Source organism: Microbacterium sp. UFMG61 (genome assembly GCF_015354505.1).
Lineage (GTDB): Bacteria > Actinomycetota > Actinomycetes > Actinomycetales > Microbacteriaceae > Microbacterium.
This window is the reverse complement of sequence record NZ_JACAFP010000021.1, coordinates 1-16952: the sequence shown is the minus strand read 5'-3', so window position 1 is coordinate 16952 and position 16952 is coordinate 1. Positions and strand designations below refer to the sequence as shown.

Sequence of the window (16952 nt, the reverse complement as noted above, 5' to 3'; positions counted from 1 at the left end):
TCAGTAGACTTATGTCACCGCGCGGGAGTGGTGAAATTGGCAGACACGCAGGATTTAGGTTCCTGTGCCCCAGGGCGTGTGGGTTCAAGTCCCACCTTCCGCACCGTTCAGTCGCATCCCCCGCGACCGACGTCTGTACCGCCGCACACCTCACTACGACGGGAAACCCATGCATCACGCCGCTCTCATCCCCTGGCTCGATCCGGCGACCATCATCGGATCAGCCGGGCCGTGGGCACTGCTGGTGGTGTGCTTCATCGTCTTCGCGGAGACGGGCCTTCTGGTGGGCTTCCTGCTGCCGGGCGACACCCTGCTCGTGATCTCCGGACTGCTGTCGCACCCGATCGCCGGCTCCGAGCACGGCGTCTTCGGCATCAACGTGTGGATCGTCGCTCTGCTCATCGGGCTCGCGGCGTTCGTCGGCGGTGAAGTCGGATATCTGATCGGTCATAAGGGCGGCCCAGCGGTCTTCGAACGCAAGGAATCGGGCCTGTTCAGCAAGAAGAATGTCGAGCGCACGAACGCGTTCTTCGAGCGTTTCGGCGGCATCACGGTCATCCTCGCCCGCTTCGTTCCGATCGTGCGCACGTTCGCTCCCGTCGCTGCGGGCGTCGGCCACATGCCGTGGCGCCGCTACACGCTCTACAACCTGATCGGCGCGATCCTGTGGGGCTTCGGCCTCACGATGTTCGGCTACGCCATCGGGTTCATCCCCCCGGTCGCGCACTTCGTCGAGAGCTACATCGACCTGATCCTGCTCGCCGCCGTCGGCGGCACCGCCCTCGTCACCCTCTGGCACTACCTGTCGGAGCGCCACAAGGCGAAGAAGGAAGCTCTCGCCGGTGAGGGCGAGACCGACGCCGCCGAAGCCGAGGAACTCGCGCTCGACCCCGAGGTCTTCGACCGCGCTCCCGACTTCGACGGAGACGGCAAGCACTGATCTCGAACGACGGAGCAAGCGGGCTGAGGACTCAGCCCGCTTTCTTCTTGGTCGGGCTCTTCTTCGTGCTCGCCGTGCTCTCGGCCGACTCCGATCGCGCGGCCTTCGTCCGTGCCACGCTCGCACGCAGCGCCTCCATCAGGTCAATGACCTCGCCGCTCTTCTCATCGCCTTCGGTCTCACCGAAGGTCTCCGACACGTCGAAGGTGTCGCCCGCCTCGATCTTGGCGTCGATCAGGGTGCGCAGCTCCTTCTGATACTCGTCGACGAACGACTCCGGGTCGAAGTCGGCCGAGTAGCTGTCGACGAGGGATGCCGAGAGTTCGAGCTCCTTCTTCGAGATCCGCACGTCCTCGTCGAGCACCGGGAACTCCGCCTCGCGCACCTCGTCGGCCCACAGCAGCGTCTGCAGCACCAGCACTTTCCCGCGCACACGCAGCGCCGCGAGCCGGGTCTTCTGACGCAGAGTGAAGCGGACGATGGCGGTGCGGTCGGTCTGCTCGAGCGTCTTGCGCAGCAGCACGTATGCCTTGGGCGACTTCGAGTCGGGTTCGAGGTAATACGGCTTGTCGAGCGTCAGCAGGTCGACCTGATCCGACGGCACGAACTCGACCACATCGATCTCGCGACTCTTCTCGGCGGGCAGCGCCGCCAGATCGTCCTTCGTGAGCACGACCGTCTGCCCCTCCTCGACATAGGCCCGGTCGATGTCCGCGTAGGCGACGGTCTCGCCGCACACCTCGCACGTGCGCTGATATCGGATGCGTCCGCCGTCCTTCTCGTGCACCTGGTGCAGCGGCACATCGTGGTCCTCGGTGGCGGAGTACACCTTCACCGGCACGTTCACGAGGCCGAAGGTCAGCGCGCCCTTCCAGATCGTTCTCATGCCCCCAGTGAACACCAGCTGCGCCGGTCGCGGCCAGTACCTTGACTACGCTGGCGTCATGGCTCCGGAGGCGCAGACTGTGCAGATCGACGGCCGCCGTCTGCGCGTCACCAACCTCGACAAGGTCGTCTACCCCGAGACCGGCACGACCAAGGGCGAGATCATCGCCTACTACACCGCGATCGCACCCCACCTCCTCCCCCTGCTCCACGGCCGACCGGTCACCCGAAAGCGCTGGGTCGAGGGGGTGGGAACCACCGAGCATCCCGCCGATGCGTTCTTCACCAAGCAGCTCGAACCGGGTGCTCCGAGCTGGATCCCGCGACACGAGATCCGCCACTCTGACGGGCCGAAGGAGTATCCGCTGGTCGAAGACGTGCCGACGCTCGTGTGGCTCGCGCAGGTCGCCGCGATCGAGCTGCACGTACCGCAATGGCGGTTCGCGTCGGACGGACTTCCGGGCAGGCCCGACCGCCTCGTGCTCGACCTCGACCCCGGCCCCGGCGTCGGACTCGCCCGGTGCGCGGAGGTCGCCCGGATCGCCCGCAGTCTGCTGAGCGACATCGGCCTCGAACCCGTTCCCGTCACGAGCGGGAGCAAAGGCATCCACCTGTATGCGGCGCTTCCCGGTCAGCAGACCAGCGACGAGATCTCCGCCGTCGTGAAGGAGATCGCACGCCTCATCGAGACCGAGCACCCCGACCTCGCCACCAGCACCATGGCGAAGGCGGCTCGGGGCGGCAAGGCCTTCCTCGACTGGAGCCAGAACAACGGCAAGAAGACGACGATCTCGCCGTACTCGATGCGGGGGCGGGCGCAGCCCTGGGTGGCCGCGCCCCGCACGTGGGATGAACTGGACGACCCGGATCTGGCGCAGCTCGACTTCGCGACCGTGCTGGAGCGCGCCGAATCCGGACTCGACCCCCTCGCACCGCTGCGCACCGACAGCGCGCCACGCGTGCAGACCACGCGCACGCAGGCATCCGCGGGAGACGTGCCCGACCAGCGCAGGGAGACAGCGAGGCACCGAGTCCGGATCTCTGCCGCGGCGAACTCCCCGGCCTCCGCCCTCCCGACATCCGTATCCCCCATGCTCGCCGAGAACGGCACTCCCGCGATCGCCCGCAGCCTCAGCACTCCGTCCTGGGTAGAGGTCAAGTGGGACGGCATTCGCGCGATCGGCACCTGGGCGGACGGGCGGATGCTGCTGCACGCCCGCAGCGGTACCGACATCACCGGCCGGTACCCGGAGCTCACCGCGGACGGCGCACCGTTCCTCCCCGTCGCCGACGCCATCCTCGACGGGGAGATCGTCGCCTTCGACAGGCAGGGCCGACCGAGCTTCTCGTTGCTGCAGAACCGGATGCATCTCACGCGGCCGCGCGAGATCGAACGAGAGGTCGTGCGCACACCGATCGTGTACATGGTCTTCGATCTGCTGCGCCTCGACGGACACGACCTCAGCTCGATGCCCCTGTCGCAGCGGCGCACGCTGCTCGAAGAGGTCGTCTCGGATCTCGACGCTCCGATGCAGGTGCCACCGGTGTTCGACGACGTCGACGCCGCCCTGGCCGCGAGCGACGAGTTCGGCCTCGAGGGCGTGGTCGTGAAGGATCCCGCGTCCCGCTATCGCGCAGGGCAGCGCTCCCCCGCCTGGCTCAAGCTCAAGCTCACCCGGATGCAGGAGGTCGTGATCGTCGGCATCCGGCCGGGCAAGGGCGACCGCGAGGGCACGTTCGGCTCCCTGCTGCTCGCGGTGCCGGATTCGGGACGTCTGCGGTACGTCGGACGCGTGGGGACCGGCTTCACCGACCGGATGCTGCGCGACCTGCTCGCACGCCTCGCACCGTTGCGCGTCGAATCCGCGCCGCTCGACGGCGTGCCCGCTCTCGACGCCTCCGACGCGCTGTGGGTCGAGCCGGAACTGGTCGGCGAGGTCGAATTCGCGAACTGGACGCCCGACGGCGTCCTCCGCCACTCGCGTTGGCGGGGCCTGCGCCCCGACAAGTCCCCCGATGAGGTCGCCGTCGAGAGCTGACCCGTCATGCGTGATGCGGTTCGCAGTCCGACTGCTCGGCCGGTTCGATCTGGAAGGTCGAGTGCTCCACGTCGAAATGATGCGCGAGGCACGACTGCAGATCACTCAGCAGCTTCGCCGACCGACCATCGGCGAGGAGCGCAGGTTCGACAGTGACGTGCGCGCTGAACACGGGGGCGCCGCGGGTCAGCTGCCACACGTGCACGTCGTGCACTCCGACGACCCCGTCGTAGTCGAGCAGGTGCTGACGGATGTCGCTGACCGCGGTTCCGGCGGGCGCCGACTCGGAGAGCACCGAGAACACCTCACGCAGCAGCGCGATCGCCCGCGGGATGATCAGCAGGGCGATCATGATCGACGCGAGCGCATCCGCCGGCATCCATCCGGTCGTCACGATCACGATCGCCGCGATGATCACCATCGCCGAACCGATCAGGTCACCCATCACCTCGAGGTACGCCCCTCGTACGTTGATGCTCGTGCGCTGAGCACGGCTCAGCAGCCACATCGAGATCGCGTTCGCCACGAGGCCCACGATCGCGACGACGAGCATCAGCCCTCCGACGACCTCGGTCTCGCCCGGGTTCAGCAGCCGCCCGACGGCTTCGATGCCGACCCATCCGGCGAGCAGGATCAGGATGATCGCGTTGATCAGGGCGCCGAACACCTCGGCACGCTGGTAGCCGAACGTGCGTCGGTCGTCGGCGGGTCGCGCGGCGACGGCCGCGGCGATCAGAGCGATCACGAGCGCCGACGCATCGGTGAACATGTGGGCGGCGTCAGCGAGCAGCGCGAGGGATCCCGTGAGCACCGCGCCCACGACCTGCACGACCATGATGGTCGCCGTCAGGGTCAGCGAGATCGTCAGAAGACGACGATGGCTCGCGGAGCGGATGCCGCCGGCGGCCGGCGCGTGATCGTGCATGCCTCCAGGCTAGACCGGCGACATGGCCGCTCGGCCGGTCTGCGCGCAGTCGGGAATGGTGATGATTCTCAGTTGGCGATCAGCGTCTGCGGCGCCTCACAGGATGGCAAGCAACGGCACGAGTTCCGCGAACGCGCGGGCGCGATGCGACTGGGCCTGCTTCTCGTCGGCGGTGAAGTCGCCCACCGTGCGCTCCTGCCCTGCAGGCTGGCCGTCGGGGATGAAGATCGGGTCGTAGCCGAACCCGCCGCCACCGGACGCCGACGGGGCGAGCCGCCCGGGCCAGTTCCCGACGACCACGTGCTCCGCGCCCTCCGGGGTCACCAGTGCGATCGTCGAAGTGAAGTGCGCTGTGCGATGCGGGTCGCCGATGTCACGCAGTTGGTCGAGCAGCAACTCGAGGTTGGCCGCGGCATCCTTCTTCTGTCCCGCCCAGTAGGCCGAGAACACCCCTGGAGAACCGCCGAGCACGTCGACGCAGATGCCGGAGTCGTCGGCGAGTGCCGCGAGTCCCGTGTGCTGCGAGGCTGCACGCGCTTTGATGAGGGCGTTCTCCGCGAAGGTCACCCCGTCTTCGACCGGCTCCGGACCGTCGTATCCGACGACCTCGAGATCCGGACGCGTCGACGCGACGATCTGCTGGAACTCCGCGACCTTGTGCGGATTGTGCGTGGCGAGGACGACCTTCATCAGCCGGCGAGCGCCTTCAGCTGCTCGTCCTTCAGGTCGGCGCAGCCGGCGACGCCCAGTTCGAGCAGCGCGTCGAGCTCGCGCTTGTCGAACGGTGCACCCTCAGCGGTTCCCTGCACCTCGACGAAGAGCCCGCGGCCGGTCACGACGATGTTCATGTCGGTCTCGGCGCGGACATCCTCGACATATGCGAGATCGAGCATGGGCTCGCCGTCGATGATGCCCACGGACACGGCGGCGACCGAATCGAGGAGCGGCGTCGCGTTTTTGCCGATGAACTTCTTCTCCCGACCCCACTCGATCGCATCGGCCAGCGCGACATAGGCCCCGGTGATCGCTGCGGTGCGCGTGCCGCCGTCGGCCTGCAGAACATCGCAGTCGATCACGATGGTGTTCTCGCCGAGCGCCTTGGTGTCGACGACGGCGCGGAGCGCTCGACCGATCAGGCGAGAGATCTCATGCGTGCGTCCGCCGATGCGTCCCTTGACGCTCTCACGGTCGTTGCGGCTGTTCGTCGCGCGCGGCAGCATCGAGTACTCCGCCGTCACCCACCCCTTGCCCTTGCCGGTGAGCCAACGCGGCACACCGTTGGTGAACGACGCGGTGCAGAGCACTTTGGTGCCGCCGAAGCTGATCAGAGCGGATCCCTCGGCGTGGCTGCTCCAGCCGCGCTCGATCGTGATCTCGCGGAGCTGGTCGGTGCTGCGGCCGTCGGCCCGGACGATGCTGGTCATGGGTTTCCTTCGATGGAGGGGAAGAAGCAGGTGGATGCTGCGGAGGAGTCAGAGCCCGGAGGCGTGCTCCGGAAGGGTGATGACACCGGTCTGCACGAGCTGCACGTCGCGCACCTCCCGGCCCATCAGACGATTGGCGAGAGCGGTGAACTCGGTGGTCGAGTCTCCCGTCGCCTCGTACACGTACGAGGCGGTCGCGTCGGGGGAAGCGAGGAGGTCACCGCGGACCAACTGACGATAGACGTCTCCCGCGGTCTCGTCATCGCTCGAGACGAGCGTGACGCCCTCCCCCATCACGTAGCTGATGGCGCCGCGGAGGAACGGGTAGTGCGTGCATCCGAGCACCAGGGTGTCGACATCGGCGTTCCGCAGCGGCGCGAGGTACTCCTCGGCTGTGGCGAGCACCTCGGGAGTGCCGGTGATGCCGCCCTCGACGAACTCGACGAAACGCGGACACGCGGCGGTGAAGACCTCGAGCCGCTCATTCACCTCGAGCATGTCCTGGTAGGCGCGGGAGCCGATCGTCCCGACGGTTCCGATGACCCCGACTCGACCGTTGCGGGTCGTGGAGACGGCGCGGCGCACAGCAGGACCGATGACCTCGACCACCGGCACGTCATAACGCTCGCGCGCGTCACGGAGCATCGCAGCGGATGCCGTGTTGCAAGCGATCACGAGCATCTTGACGCCCTGATCGACCAGCGTGTCGAGAACCTCGAGGCTGTAGCGACGCACGTCGGCGATGGGTTTCGGGCCGTACGGCGAATGCGCCGTGTCGCCGATGTAGACGAACGATTCCCGGGGCAGCTGGGCTCTGATGGCCCGGGCCACCGTGAGTCCGCCGACACCGGAGTCGAAGATTCCGATCGGGGCGTCGTTCATGACTCCCCAGCCTACCCGCGTACACCGGGCGTCACGCCCAGCAACCCGAGCGGGTGTCGTCACTAAGCTGAGCGCATGACGACGTCCACGGCGCTGCTCACCGATCGCTACGAACTCACCATGCTCGCTGCGGCACTGCGCGACGGAACGGCGTCGCGACCGAGTGTGTTCGAGCTCTTCTCCCGCCGCCTCTCCGGAGGGCGTCGATTCGGCGTCGTCGCCGGTACCGGCCGTCTGCTGTCGCTGCTGCGGGAGTTCCGTTTCGGCGACGAGGAGCTGCGGTTCCTGCGCGACAACGACATCGTCGATGCCGACTCGCTGACGTATCTCGAGAACTACCGCTTCACGGGTTCGATCCGCGGCTACCGAGAGGGCGAACTGTACTTTCCCGGTTCCCCCATCCTGACCGTCGAGGGCAGCTTCGCCGACGCCGTGGTGCTCGAGACCCTGGCGCTCAGCGTGCTCAACCACGACTCCGCCGTCGCCACCGCCGCCTCACGCATGAGCATCGCCGCAGGCGAACGCCCGCTCGCCGAGATGGGCTCCCGCCGCGCCGCCGAGCAGTCGGCCGTGGCCGCCGCACGCGCGGCGTACATCGCCGGCTTCGGCGCGACCAGCAACCTCGAGGCGGGGCGCCGCTGGGGCATCCCCACGATGGGCACCGCGGCGCACTCGTGGACGCTGCTGCACGAGACCGAGGAGGAGGCGTTCCGTTCGCAGATCGCCAGCCTCGGCACCGACACGACCCTGCTCGTCGACACGTACGACATCCGCGCCGGCGTCGAGACGGCCATCCGTGTCGCCGGCACCGGCCTGGGAGGCGTGCGCATCGACTCCGGCGACCTGCCGATCGTCGCCGGCGAGGTTCGCGCCCTGCTGGACGATCTGGGGGCGACAGCCACGCGCATCACGGTGACGAGCGATCTCGACGAGTACGCCATCGCGGCACTCGCGGCCTCGCCCGTCGACGCGTACGGCGTCGGAACGTCGGTCGTGACCGGCTCCGGATACCCCACGGCGAGCATGGTCTACAAGCTCGTGGCGCGGCAGGATCCCAGCGGCGCCTGGGTGGGCGTCGCGAAGGCCTCAGCCGACAAGGCGTCGCAGGGCGGACGCAAGGCCGCGTTCCGGACTCTGGTCGACGGCGTCGCCGATTCCGAGACGGTCGTCGTGTCCGACGGCTTCGAAGAACTCGACAGCCCGGCGGAGCATCCCGACGGACGAGCGCTGCAGACGGTCTTCGTGGAGGCCGGCGAGATCGACACGTCGTTTGAGGGCCCGCAGGGCACCGCGTCGGCCCGGACACATCACCTGAGGGTCAGAGAGGAGCTTCCTGTGCGGGCGCTCGCTCTCAGCAAGTCGGATCCGGCCATCCCGACAGTCTTCGTCGACGCGCGCTGACGGGACGGTTCGCCCGTATCATCGACGCGTGCGTCATCGAGCGGGCGTCAGCCCACCATCGACTCGTAGATCTCCTTGCACGTGGGGCAGATCGGGAACTTCTCGGGGTCACGTCCCGGCGTCCACTTCTTGCCGCACAGCGCACGCACCGGCTTGCCGGTGATCGCCGATTCGAGGATCTTGTCCTTCTTGACGTAGTGAGAGAAACGCTCATGGTCGCCCGGCTCGAGGTTCTCCTCCCGGAGAAGCTCTTCCAGTTCGCGATCAAGCGTTGCCACGCCGCCCTGATCGGGGCTGTCCAGCGGAGTACTCATCCCGTGAGTCTAGCCGTGCGACGGGCCCGTCGGGGCGGTGCTCAAGCCGTCTCGACGAACTCCATCAGTCTCTCGCCCCCGCGCTCGAAGACCCGCCCGCCGATGCCCACTCCGATCGCGGCCACCCCGAGCCCGGTCGCGAGTCCTGCCCAGAACGTCGCGGGCGCGTACGCCGATCCCTCCGAGATCGTCAGCGCGAGCAGCCATCCGGTGGGGATGCTGACGATCAGCGCCCCGAGGAACGCCGCCGCCGGACCGTAGACGCCCCGCGAGGTCGGACGCTGCGGCTGCTGGAACGGGCTGTCGCCCGGACGCGACACGGCATACGGCGCGAGCGCGGAGACGATGCTCGAGAAACCGAGCGCCGAGAACAGAAGACTCGCGGCGAGCCCTGTGAGAGGGAGAAGGAGCCGCCAATCGTCGATCCACAGAAGAGTGAGCGGCACCGCGATGGCGAGTACCGGGACCGCGACGAGAAGTACGGGGACGAGACGTCCGAGCCGGTCGGGAATGCCGCGGACGCCACTCGCGACGTGAGTCCACAGAGCGGTCGAGTCGTAGGCGACGTCGTTGTGCGGAAGCCAGCCGAAGAACAGCGCCATGACCGGAACCGGCACCAGCGCGGCGACCTCGAGAGGCACTCCCGCGACCAGAAGCGGGAGCACCGTCAGCGCTCCGGCGACGGGCACGACGATGAGGTTCATGATGTAGCGGCGATCGCGCAGCCAATAGACGAGGCTGCGTGCGGCGATGGCACCGAAGGCGTTCGACGGCAACAGACCGAACCAGCCGAGCCCCGTGCGCTCGCGCGACGCCAGAGGGCGCTCGGTGGTGGTGAGCAGGCGTCGGACGAGCCAGCTCCAGAGGACCCACAGGAACACGGCCGTCGCGACCGNGCCATGACCGGAACCGGCACCAGCGCGGCGACCTCGAGAGGCACTCCCGCGACCAGAAGCGGGAGCACCGTCAGCGCTCCGGCGACGGGCACGACGATGAGGTTCATGATGTAGCGGCGATCGCGCAGCCAATAGACGAGGCTGCGTGCGGCGATGGCACCGAAGGCGTTCGACGGCAACAGACCGAACCAGCCGAGCCCCGTGCGCTCGCGCGACGCCAGAGGGCGCTCGGTGGTGGTGAGCAGGCGTCGGACGAGCCAGCTCCAGAGGACCCACAGGAACACGGCCGTCGCGACCGCGATCACACCGCTGATCCATGCACCGGCATCGTCGGTCGCGACGGCGAAGACGAACCAGGACGGAGCGGCGAGGGGCGTGAGCCCGACGGTTCCGGTGAGTGCAGCGACGGCCACCGGGACCTCTCCGTCCCATTTCAATGAGGCCAGGAAGACCGCAACGGGGAAGGCGATGACGATCAGCGCGAGCGCGAAGATCGCCGTGAGCTCGCGTGACCGGCGCTCCGGCAGCAGCAGGGCGTTCACCGCCATGCCGATGCGTGCCGCGAGCAGCGTCGAGAGCACCGCGAGCGCCGTCATCAGCACGGCGAGGGGCCACGGGGCGCCCAGACGGCGGTCGCGACGGCGAAGACGAACCAGGACGGAGCGGCGAGGGGCGTGAGCCCGACGGTTCCGGTGAGTGCAGCGACGGCCACCGGGACCTCTCCGTCCCATTTCAATGAGGCCAGGAAGACCGCAACGGGGAAGGCGATGACGATCAGCGCGAGCGCGAAGATCGCCGTGAGCTCGCGTGACCGGCGCTCCGGCAGCAGCAGGGCGTTCACCGCCATGCCGATGCGTGCCGCGAGCAGCGTCGAGAGCACCGCGAGCGCCGTCATCAGCACGGCGAGGGGCCACGGGGCGCCCAGACGGATGGCGACGATGCAGACGCTCACCTGCACCGAGACCACGGCCGCGCTCGGCACGCTGACGAACGAGGCCAGAGCGAGGATCCACGGCATCTGCCGCTCATCGACCCCGAACACGGCGAAGCGCCGTGGGTCGAGCTGGTCAGTGGCGCCGACGAGCACCGGCCCCACCAGGAATCCGAGCAGCAGTGCGCCGCTTCCCAGTACGATCACGGTGCGTGCGACCGCGATCGGCGCATCATCGAGGCTGAGGACCGCCGAGCACACCACCACGGTGATAACGATGACGACGGCGAGCGTGACCAGGGTGCGCACCCGACGTTCGCCGCGAAGCGCACCGATCAGGAGCGCTGCCCTCAGTCGGAGAACGTGTGCAGCCACTCGAGCCCCTCCACCTCTCCGATGCCGCCGGAGAGCTCGACGAAGCGCGCTTCGAGCGTCTGGCCTGCGCGCACCTCGTCGATCGTCCCCTCGGCGAGGACGTCGCCGCCCACGATGATCGCGACTCGCGAGCACACGCGCTCCACGAGATCCATACCGTGGCTCGACAGGATCACGGTGCCGCCGTGCGCGACGTACGCGCGCAGGATGTCGAGGATCACCGCCGACGACACGGGGTCGACTGCTTCGAAAGGCTCGTCGAGCACAAGCACGCGAGGCGAGTGGATCATCGCTCCCGCGAGCATGATCTTCTTCGTCATTCCCGCCGAGTAGTCGGACACGACGCGGTTCAGCGCATCGCCGAGGTCGAAGGCACGAGCGAGGTCGCCGACGCGCTTCTCGATGACATCGGAAGCCAGGCCGCGCAGGAGCCCGTAATAGTGGAGCAGCTGGCGTCCCGTCAGCCGATCGAAGGTGCGCAGGCGATCGGGAAGGACCCCCATCATGCGCTTCGCGGCGAGCGGCTTCGACTTCTGATCGACACCGCAGATCACGACGTCGCCTCGGTCCGCCCGCAACAGCCCCGCGACGATCGAGAGAGTCGTGGTCTTTCCGGCGCCGTTGGGGCCGACGATCCCGTAGAACGAACCGGCGGGCACAGTGAGGTCGATCCCGTTGACGGCCGTGTGATCGCCGAAGGTCTTCACCAGCCCGCGAATGCGGATGGCCTCGGCGCCGGACGCCGACGCGACGTCATCGCGCGGGCCGGCCCCCTCATCGACGGAGGAATCGACCTCGACGTGCTCGTGGACGAGGGGGACGAAGACGTCGGTCGTGTCGTCACTCGCGACGACCGCGTCATCGATCTCCGGCTCCGTGACCGCAGATCCGTCTGCGGTCGTGTCCTCGACGGGCGCATCCTCGACTTGCGCCTCCTCGACGGGGGCCTCCTCGACGGGCGCATCCTCGACGGGCGCCTCCTCGAGAGGTTCCTCCGAGACCGACACCTCCTCGAAAGGGTCCTCCCCCGGAGGCGTGTGATCCGGAGTCGCCTCGTCGCCAGGGAACTCCGACTTCGGGTTCTCCCCAGCGGACCGCTCCACGACAGGCGTCTCCTCCGCCGAGATCGCGGCGGGTTCGGCGAGCTCGTGCGGGTCAACGCTCGTGGGGTCGGCTGCAGATGCGCCGACCTCTGCGGCTACGGCCTGCTCCTTCGCGACTCTCGCCGCCTCAGCCTTCGCTGCCTTCGTCGCCGCGGCCCTGGCCGCGGCGGTCTTGGCCGCAGCGCTACGAGCCGATGCCGTGCGTGCCGTGTTCTTGGCCGCAGCGTTCCGCTCGGTCGCAGCCTTCGCCGCGGCGGTTCTCGCAGCCGTGGCCGACTTCGCCATGCTCGGCTTCGCCGTGATCGACTTCGCCGCCGTCGACTCGGACGCGGTGGTCTTGGCATCAGCCGCTTTGGCGGCCGCCGTGCGCGCAGCCGCGGCGCGGGCCGTCGATGTCGTGGCCCTCGCCGCCCGAGCCGGCGTGGTGCGCGCTGAGTTCTTCGCCGCCGCAGCCCGCGCAGCGCTGGCTGCGGGCTTCTTGGCCGAAGCTGCGGCCGTCTGCTTCACGACCGGCTCGATGACGACCTCGCCGGTGGCGGCGGCATCCTCAGCGGCCGCACGCGGCGATGTGCGAGGAGTCGTCTTCTTCTTCACCGGCGCCTTCCGGGCCGTCGTCTTCTTGGTGGGCGTCGACGCGGAGTCGGCCACCTCGTCGGGGCGGTCTTCGGGGGAGGCAGTCACCGTCCTACGGTATCAACGGGGGCCGACTTTCTTCGGCTCTCCGAAACAATTGGCCGTAGGTCGAAAGGCATCTCGGCATATCAGTTAGACCGGGTAGACGAATCTGAGCGTTGGGTGTGTACTGGGTCACGAAACGGCAACGGGGCCGCCTGCGCCCGGATGTTCCCAGGCTCTGTCGCTAGCATGACTCTCGGCACGACGAAGTGTCTGATCGGTGAACCGATCGTGAACACAACTTCCTTTAGGAGCACTCGTGACTCTTCAGACCGTCATCCTCGCCGCAGGTATGGGCTCGCGCCTGGGCCGTGCCCTGCCGAAGCCGCTGACCGAGCTGAGCGACGGACGCACCATCATGCGCCAGCAGCACGACAACATCCGAGCGGCCTTCGGATCGGACGCACGCATCACCGCCGTGGTCGGCTACCGCGCCGAGACCATCATCGAGGCTTTTCCCGCTGTCAACTACGTGCACAACGAGCGTTACGACGAGACGAACACCTCCAAGAGCCTCCTCCGCGCCTTGGGCGCGACCGGAAAGGGCGGCGTGCTCTGGATGAACGGCGACGTCGTCTTCGACCCGATGATCCTCGGCCGTGCCGCAGCGTACATCGAGCGCGACCAGTCGTTCGTCACGGTGAACACCTCCAAGGTCAGCGACGAAGAGGTCAAGTACACCGTCACAGCCGAGGGCTTCATCAAGGAGCTGTCGAAGACCGTCAAGGGCGGTCTCGGCGAGGCGGTCGGAATCAACTACATCTCTTCCGCGAACAAGAAGGCGTTCATGCGCCAGCTGCAGCGCGTCGAGGATCAGGACTACTTCGAGCGCGGCCTCGAGCTCGCCATCGCCGAAGACGGTCTCCTGCTCGAGCCGATGGACGTCTCCGACCTGTACGCGGTCGAGGTCGATTTCGCCGAGGACCTCGAGCGCGCGAACCTGTTCGTCTGATCGCACTCACGAAAGCCCGGCCCCGTCAAGGGTGCCGGGCTTTCGGCGTTTTCGCGGCCTGTGTTCCTAGGATCGATCCATGGCCCCCAAGGTGCATAAGATCCATTCCCTCCCCGACGACTCTCCGTGGGACAGGGGCGTGCCGCCGGTGGGCTCCACGGAGCATCCGCTCATGGTCCGTGGCCTCGATCGCGTCCTGTCGATCCAGCGGCCACTCGTGCTGGCCCACATCCGCAGCATCCGGCTGCGGAATCCCCATGCGACGCCCGCCGAGATCATCCGGATCCTCGAGAGGCGCTACCTCGCCGCGGTGACGACGGGCGGAGCCGCGGTCGGCGCGACGGCCGTCGTGCCGGGTATCGGCACCGGCATCACGCTCGCACTGTCCGGCGTCGAGACCGTCGGCTTCGTCGAGTCGACAGCGCTGCTCGCGCAGTCCGTGGCCGAAGTGCACGGCATCGCGGTGGCCAACCCCGATCGGGCCCGGGCGCTGGTGATGACGCTGATGCTGGGCAAGGAGGGCGTCGCTCTGGTCGGACAGCTGGCCGGTCAGGCGACCGGGCGCGGTGGATCGCGATCGTCGTACTGGGGCGAGATGGTGACGAAGTCGCTCCCTCGAGCTGCCGTGGGACCCCTCGTCGACCAGCTCAAGAGCATGTTCGTGAAGCAGTTCGCCACGAAGGGCGGCGCGTCGTTCATCGGCAAGGCGCTGCCGTTCGGGGTGGGCGCAGCCGTCGGCGGCGCCGGCAACCACATCCTCGGCAGACGTGTGCTCACCACCTCCCACCACGCCTTCGGGGCTGCTCCCATCGATCTGCCCCTCGAGTTGGAGCCGGTGGACGGCTCCGAGAAGCTGGAGCTGCGGATGCTGCACGGCGCGCAGTACGTGGGCGGCGCGGTCGCCGGTGCGGCGGGGTCGGCCGCGCGCGGCGTCGGCTGGGCGGGACGCAGGATCGCGTCCGTCGGTCGCGGCAGGAGGCGGAACTCCCCCGAGATCGAGCCGGGTGGCCACGCCTTCGCGGCCGACGCTGGCTCTCCGTCACCGGATGCGGAGACCGGCGAGTCCACACCGATGAAGTGAGCCGAGCACTCGACACCCACCAAAGGATTCGGCGCCCCGTTGTGGCGAGCATCCAACGGCGGGGGCCGAGCCGACGATAGGGTGGAATCCGTGACGGAACAGCCCGAACTCTCGACCACCGCAGGCAGAATCGCAGACCTCCGCGCTCGATACAACGAAGCCGTTGTCGACGCCGAGAAGATCGCGAAGGACAAGCAGCACGCCAAGGGCAAGATGACCGCCCGCGAGCGCATCGAGCTGCTCGTCGATCCCGGCAGCTTCGTCGAGTTCGACGAGTACGTGCGCCACCGCACCACCGCCTTCGGCATGGATCGCAATCGCCCCTACGGCGACTCCGTGGTCACGGGAGTCGGCACCATCAACGGACGCACCGTCGCGGTCTACTCTCAGGACTTCACGACCTTCGGCGGCTCGCTCGGCGAGGTGTCGGGCGACAAGATCATCAAGATCATGGAGTTCGCCCTCACCAACGGGATGCCGATCATCGGCATCCTCGACTCGGGTGGAGCCCGCATCCAGGAGGGCGTGCTCGCGCTCAGCAAGTACGGCGAGATCTTCCGTCTGAATACGCGTTCCTCGGGCGTCATCCCGCAGATCTCGATCATCATGGGCCCGGCCGCCGGCGGCGCCGTGTACGGCCCCGCGCTCACCGACTTCGTCATCATGGTCGACAAGACCAGCCAGATGTTCGTCACGGGCCCCGACGTCATCAAGACGGTCACCGGCGAGGACGTCGGCATGGAAGAGCTCGGTGGCGCGCTCACGCACAACACTCGATCGGGTGTCGCGCACTACCTCGCTCAGGACGAGGACGACGCGCTCGATTACGCGCGCACTCTCCTCAGCTTCCTGCCCGACAACAACATGGCAGAGATCCCGGCTTATGAGAGCGGCTTCGAGTGGGAGACGACCGACACCGACCGATCGCTCAACACGATCATCCCCGACTCCCCCAACCAGCCGTACGACATCCACACGGTGATCGAGCACGTCGTCGACGCCGGCGACTTCATCGAGGTCCAGCCGCTGTTCGCTCCGAACATCGTGATCGGATTCGGTCGCGTCGAGGGTCGCTCGGTCGGCATCATCGCGAATCAGCCGTCGCAGATGGCTGGAACCCTCAACATCGAGGCCGGAGAGAAGGCCAGCCGGTTCGTGCGCTTCTGCGACGCATTCTCGATCCCGATCGTGACTCTCGTCGACGTCCCCGGATATCTCCCCGGCACCGATCAGGAATGGACGGGCGTGATCCGTCGTGGGGCGAAGCTGATCTACGCGTACGCGGAAGCCACCGTTCCGATGGTGACCGTGATCCTGCGCAAGGCCTACGGCGGCGCGTACATCGTCATGGGCTCCAAGCAGCTCGGCGCCGACGTCAACCTCGCGTGGCCCACGGCCGAGATCGCGGTGATGGGAGGCCAGGGCGCGGTCAACATCCTGTACCGGAACGAGATCAAGAAGGCCGAGGAAGCGGGCGAGGACGTCGCGGCCGTGCGAACACGCCTCGCCAACGAGTACACCTACAGCGTCACGTCTCCGTTCCTCGCTGCCGAGCGCGGCGAGATCGACGGCATCATCGAGCCGGCGAACACCCGTGTATCCATCGCCAAGGCTCTGCGCGCTCTGCGCGGCAAGCGTGCAGAGCTTCCGCCCAAGAAGCACGGGAACATCCCGCTGTGACCGGGCAGCCCGACGCCAGTCCGTCCGACCGGAAGCCGCCGACGATCGAGATCACCCGCGGCAGCGCGACGGACGAGGAACTCGCTGCTCTGATCGCCGTCGTCAGCGATGCCTACGCGCAGGAGAGCGCGGAGGCCGTCGCCGACGAGCCTGTGGCATCCGCCTGGATGCGCACACAGCGGTCTCTGCGGACTCCGCTGCGCCGAGACATCCCCTGGGGCCGATTCTCCGGCTGAAGACGACCGCGCCCGCAGGCATTCTTCGCCATGGATGCGAGAGAGACAGACTCGCATCACCCCAAAACGGCGCATCCGACTCAATAGTACATCGATTGGAATTACTATTCCGGTCTCTGCGCCGATATACCGGAACTACGGACGGAGTGCCGTCGCCTCCCGCAGGTACAGATCGGATGCGCGCGGCGTCAGGATCTGATCCAGCACCACGCA

Annotated in this window: 16 protein-coding genes and 1 tRNA gene; 8 read left to right on the top strand and 9 right to left on the bottom strand. The window is 67.8% G+C overall.

The features are described from left to right. The first annotated feature begins 21 nt into the window (after positions 1-21). Positions 22-103 (top strand) — tRNA-Leu (locus IXW21_RS17385). 66 nt (positions 104-169) lie between these two features. Next, positions 170-940, top strand: coding sequence for a DedA family protein (locus IXW21_RS17380; RefSeq protein ID WP_194765493.1), 771 nt, complete (start codon positions 170-172; stop codon positions 938-940). 31 nt (positions 941-971) lie between these two features. Here IXW21_RS17380 and IXW21_RS17375 read toward each other — a convergent pair whose 3' ends face one another. Further along, positions 972-1826, bottom strand: coding sequence for a Ku protein (locus IXW21_RS17375; RefSeq protein WP_194765492.1), 855 nt, complete (start codon positions 1824-1826; stop codon positions 972-974). A gap of 58 nt (positions 1827-1884) precedes the next feature. On the opposite strand from IXW21_RS17375, the gene ligD reads away from it, so the two are divergent. Beyond that, positions 1885-3864 (top strand): non-homologous end-joining DNA ligase, encoded by a 1980-nt coding sequence (ligD, locus tag IXW21_RS17370; RefSeq protein WP_194765491.1) that lies wholly within the window; start codon positions 1885-1887, stop codon positions 3862-3864. A gap of 4 nt (positions 3865-3868) precedes the next feature. On the opposite strand, the gene IXW21_RS17365 is transcribed toward ligD, so the two are convergent. The 4 genes from IXW21_RS17365 to murI form a co-directional block, all read right to left on the bottom strand. Continuing rightward, complete coding sequence (locus IXW21_RS17365; RefSeq protein ID WP_194765490.1) at positions 3869-4789, bottom strand: cation diffusion facilitator family transporter; 921 nt, start codon at positions 4787-4789, stop codon at positions 3869-3871. 96 nt (positions 4790-4885) lie between these two features. Then, the gene (rdgB, locus tag IXW21_RS17360) at positions 4886-5479 is read right to left on the bottom strand and encodes an RdgB/HAM1 family non-canonical purine NTP pyrophosphatase (protein ID WP_194765489.1); all 594 of its coding nucleotides are present in this window, start codon (positions 5477-5479) and stop codon (positions 4886-4888) included. Continuing rightward, the gene (rph, locus tag IXW21_RS17355) at positions 5479-6213 is read right to left on the bottom strand and encodes a ribonuclease PH (RefSeq protein ID WP_194765488.1); all 735 of its coding nucleotides are present in this window, start codon (positions 6211-6213) and stop codon (positions 5479-5481) included. Before rph ends, rdgB begins: the two co-directional genes overlap by 1 nt. Positions 6214-6261: 48 nt before the next feature. Next, positions 6262-7095: a glutamate racemase gene (murI, locus tag IXW21_RS17350; protein WP_194765487.1), complete on the bottom strand. Its 834-nt coding sequence runs from the start codon at positions 7093-7095 to the stop codon at positions 6262-6264. Between the two features lie 75 nt (positions 7096-7170). Between murI and IXW21_RS17345 the strand changes: the two genes are divergently transcribed. Further along, complete coding sequence (locus tag IXW21_RS17345) at positions 7171-8496, top strand: nicotinate phosphoribosyltransferase (RefSeq protein WP_194765486.1); 1326 nt, start codon at positions 7171-7173, stop codon at positions 8494-8496. A 47-nt stretch (positions 8497-8543) separates the two neighbouring features. On the opposite strand, the gene IXW21_RS17340 is transcribed toward IXW21_RS17345, so the two are convergent. The 4 genes from IXW21_RS17340 to IXW21_RS17325 all read right to left on the bottom strand — a co-directional run bounded on the left by IXW21_RS17340 (position 8544) and on the right by IXW21_RS17325 (position 12796). Beyond that, complete coding sequence (locus IXW21_RS17340; RefSeq protein WP_028503536.1) at positions 8544-8810, bottom strand: DUF3039 domain-containing protein; 267 nt, start codon at positions 8808-8810, stop codon at positions 8544-8546. A gap of 41 nt (positions 8811-8851) precedes the next feature. Next, a complete protein-coding gene (locus IXW21_RS17335) occupies positions 8852-9691 on the bottom strand; it encodes a hypothetical protein (protein WP_228528725.1) in 840 nt (279 codons plus the stop codon). Between the two features lie 610 nt (positions 9692-10301). Beyond that, positions 10302-11012 (bottom strand): hypothetical protein, encoded by a 711-nt coding sequence (locus IXW21_RS17330; RefSeq protein ID WP_228528724.1) that lies wholly within the window; start codon positions 11010-11012, stop codon positions 10302-10304. Further along, positions 10988-12796: an ABC transporter ATP-binding protein gene (locus tag IXW21_RS17325; protein WP_323742301.1), complete on the bottom strand. Its 1809-nt coding sequence runs from the start codon at positions 12794-12796 to the stop codon at positions 10988-10990. Before IXW21_RS17325 ends, IXW21_RS17330 begins: the two co-directional genes overlap by 25 nt. 253 nt (positions 12797-13049) lie before the next feature. Here IXW21_RS17325 and IXW21_RS17320 point away from each other — a divergent pair, with 253 nt between their 5' ends. The 4 genes from IXW21_RS17320 to IXW21_RS17305 all read left to right on the top strand — a co-directional run bounded on the left by IXW21_RS17320 (position 13050) and on the right by IXW21_RS17305 (position 16739). Then, a complete protein-coding gene (locus IXW21_RS17320) occupies positions 13050-13742 on the top strand; it encodes an NTP transferase domain-containing protein (protein WP_194765485.1) in 693 nt (230 codons plus the stop codon). A 79-nt stretch (positions 13743-13821) separates the two neighbouring features. After that, entirely contained in the window at positions 13822-14823 is a 1002-nt protein-coding gene (locus IXW21_RS17315) for a hypothetical protein (protein WP_228528723.1), read from the top strand. 90 nt (positions 14824-14913) lie between these two features. Beyond that, a complete protein-coding gene (locus tag IXW21_RS17310) occupies positions 14914-16503 on the top strand; it encodes an acyl-CoA carboxylase subunit beta (RefSeq protein ID WP_416361106.1) in 1590 nt (529 codons plus the stop codon). Beyond that, positions 16500-16739 (top strand): acyl-CoA carboxylase subunit epsilon, encoded by a 240-nt coding sequence (locus IXW21_RS17305; protein ID WP_194765483.1) that lies wholly within the window; start codon positions 16500-16502, stop codon positions 16737-16739. The genes IXW21_RS17310 and IXW21_RS17305 overlap by 4 nt, the downstream gene beginning before the upstream one ends. Positions 16740-16952: the final 213 nt, after the last annotated feature.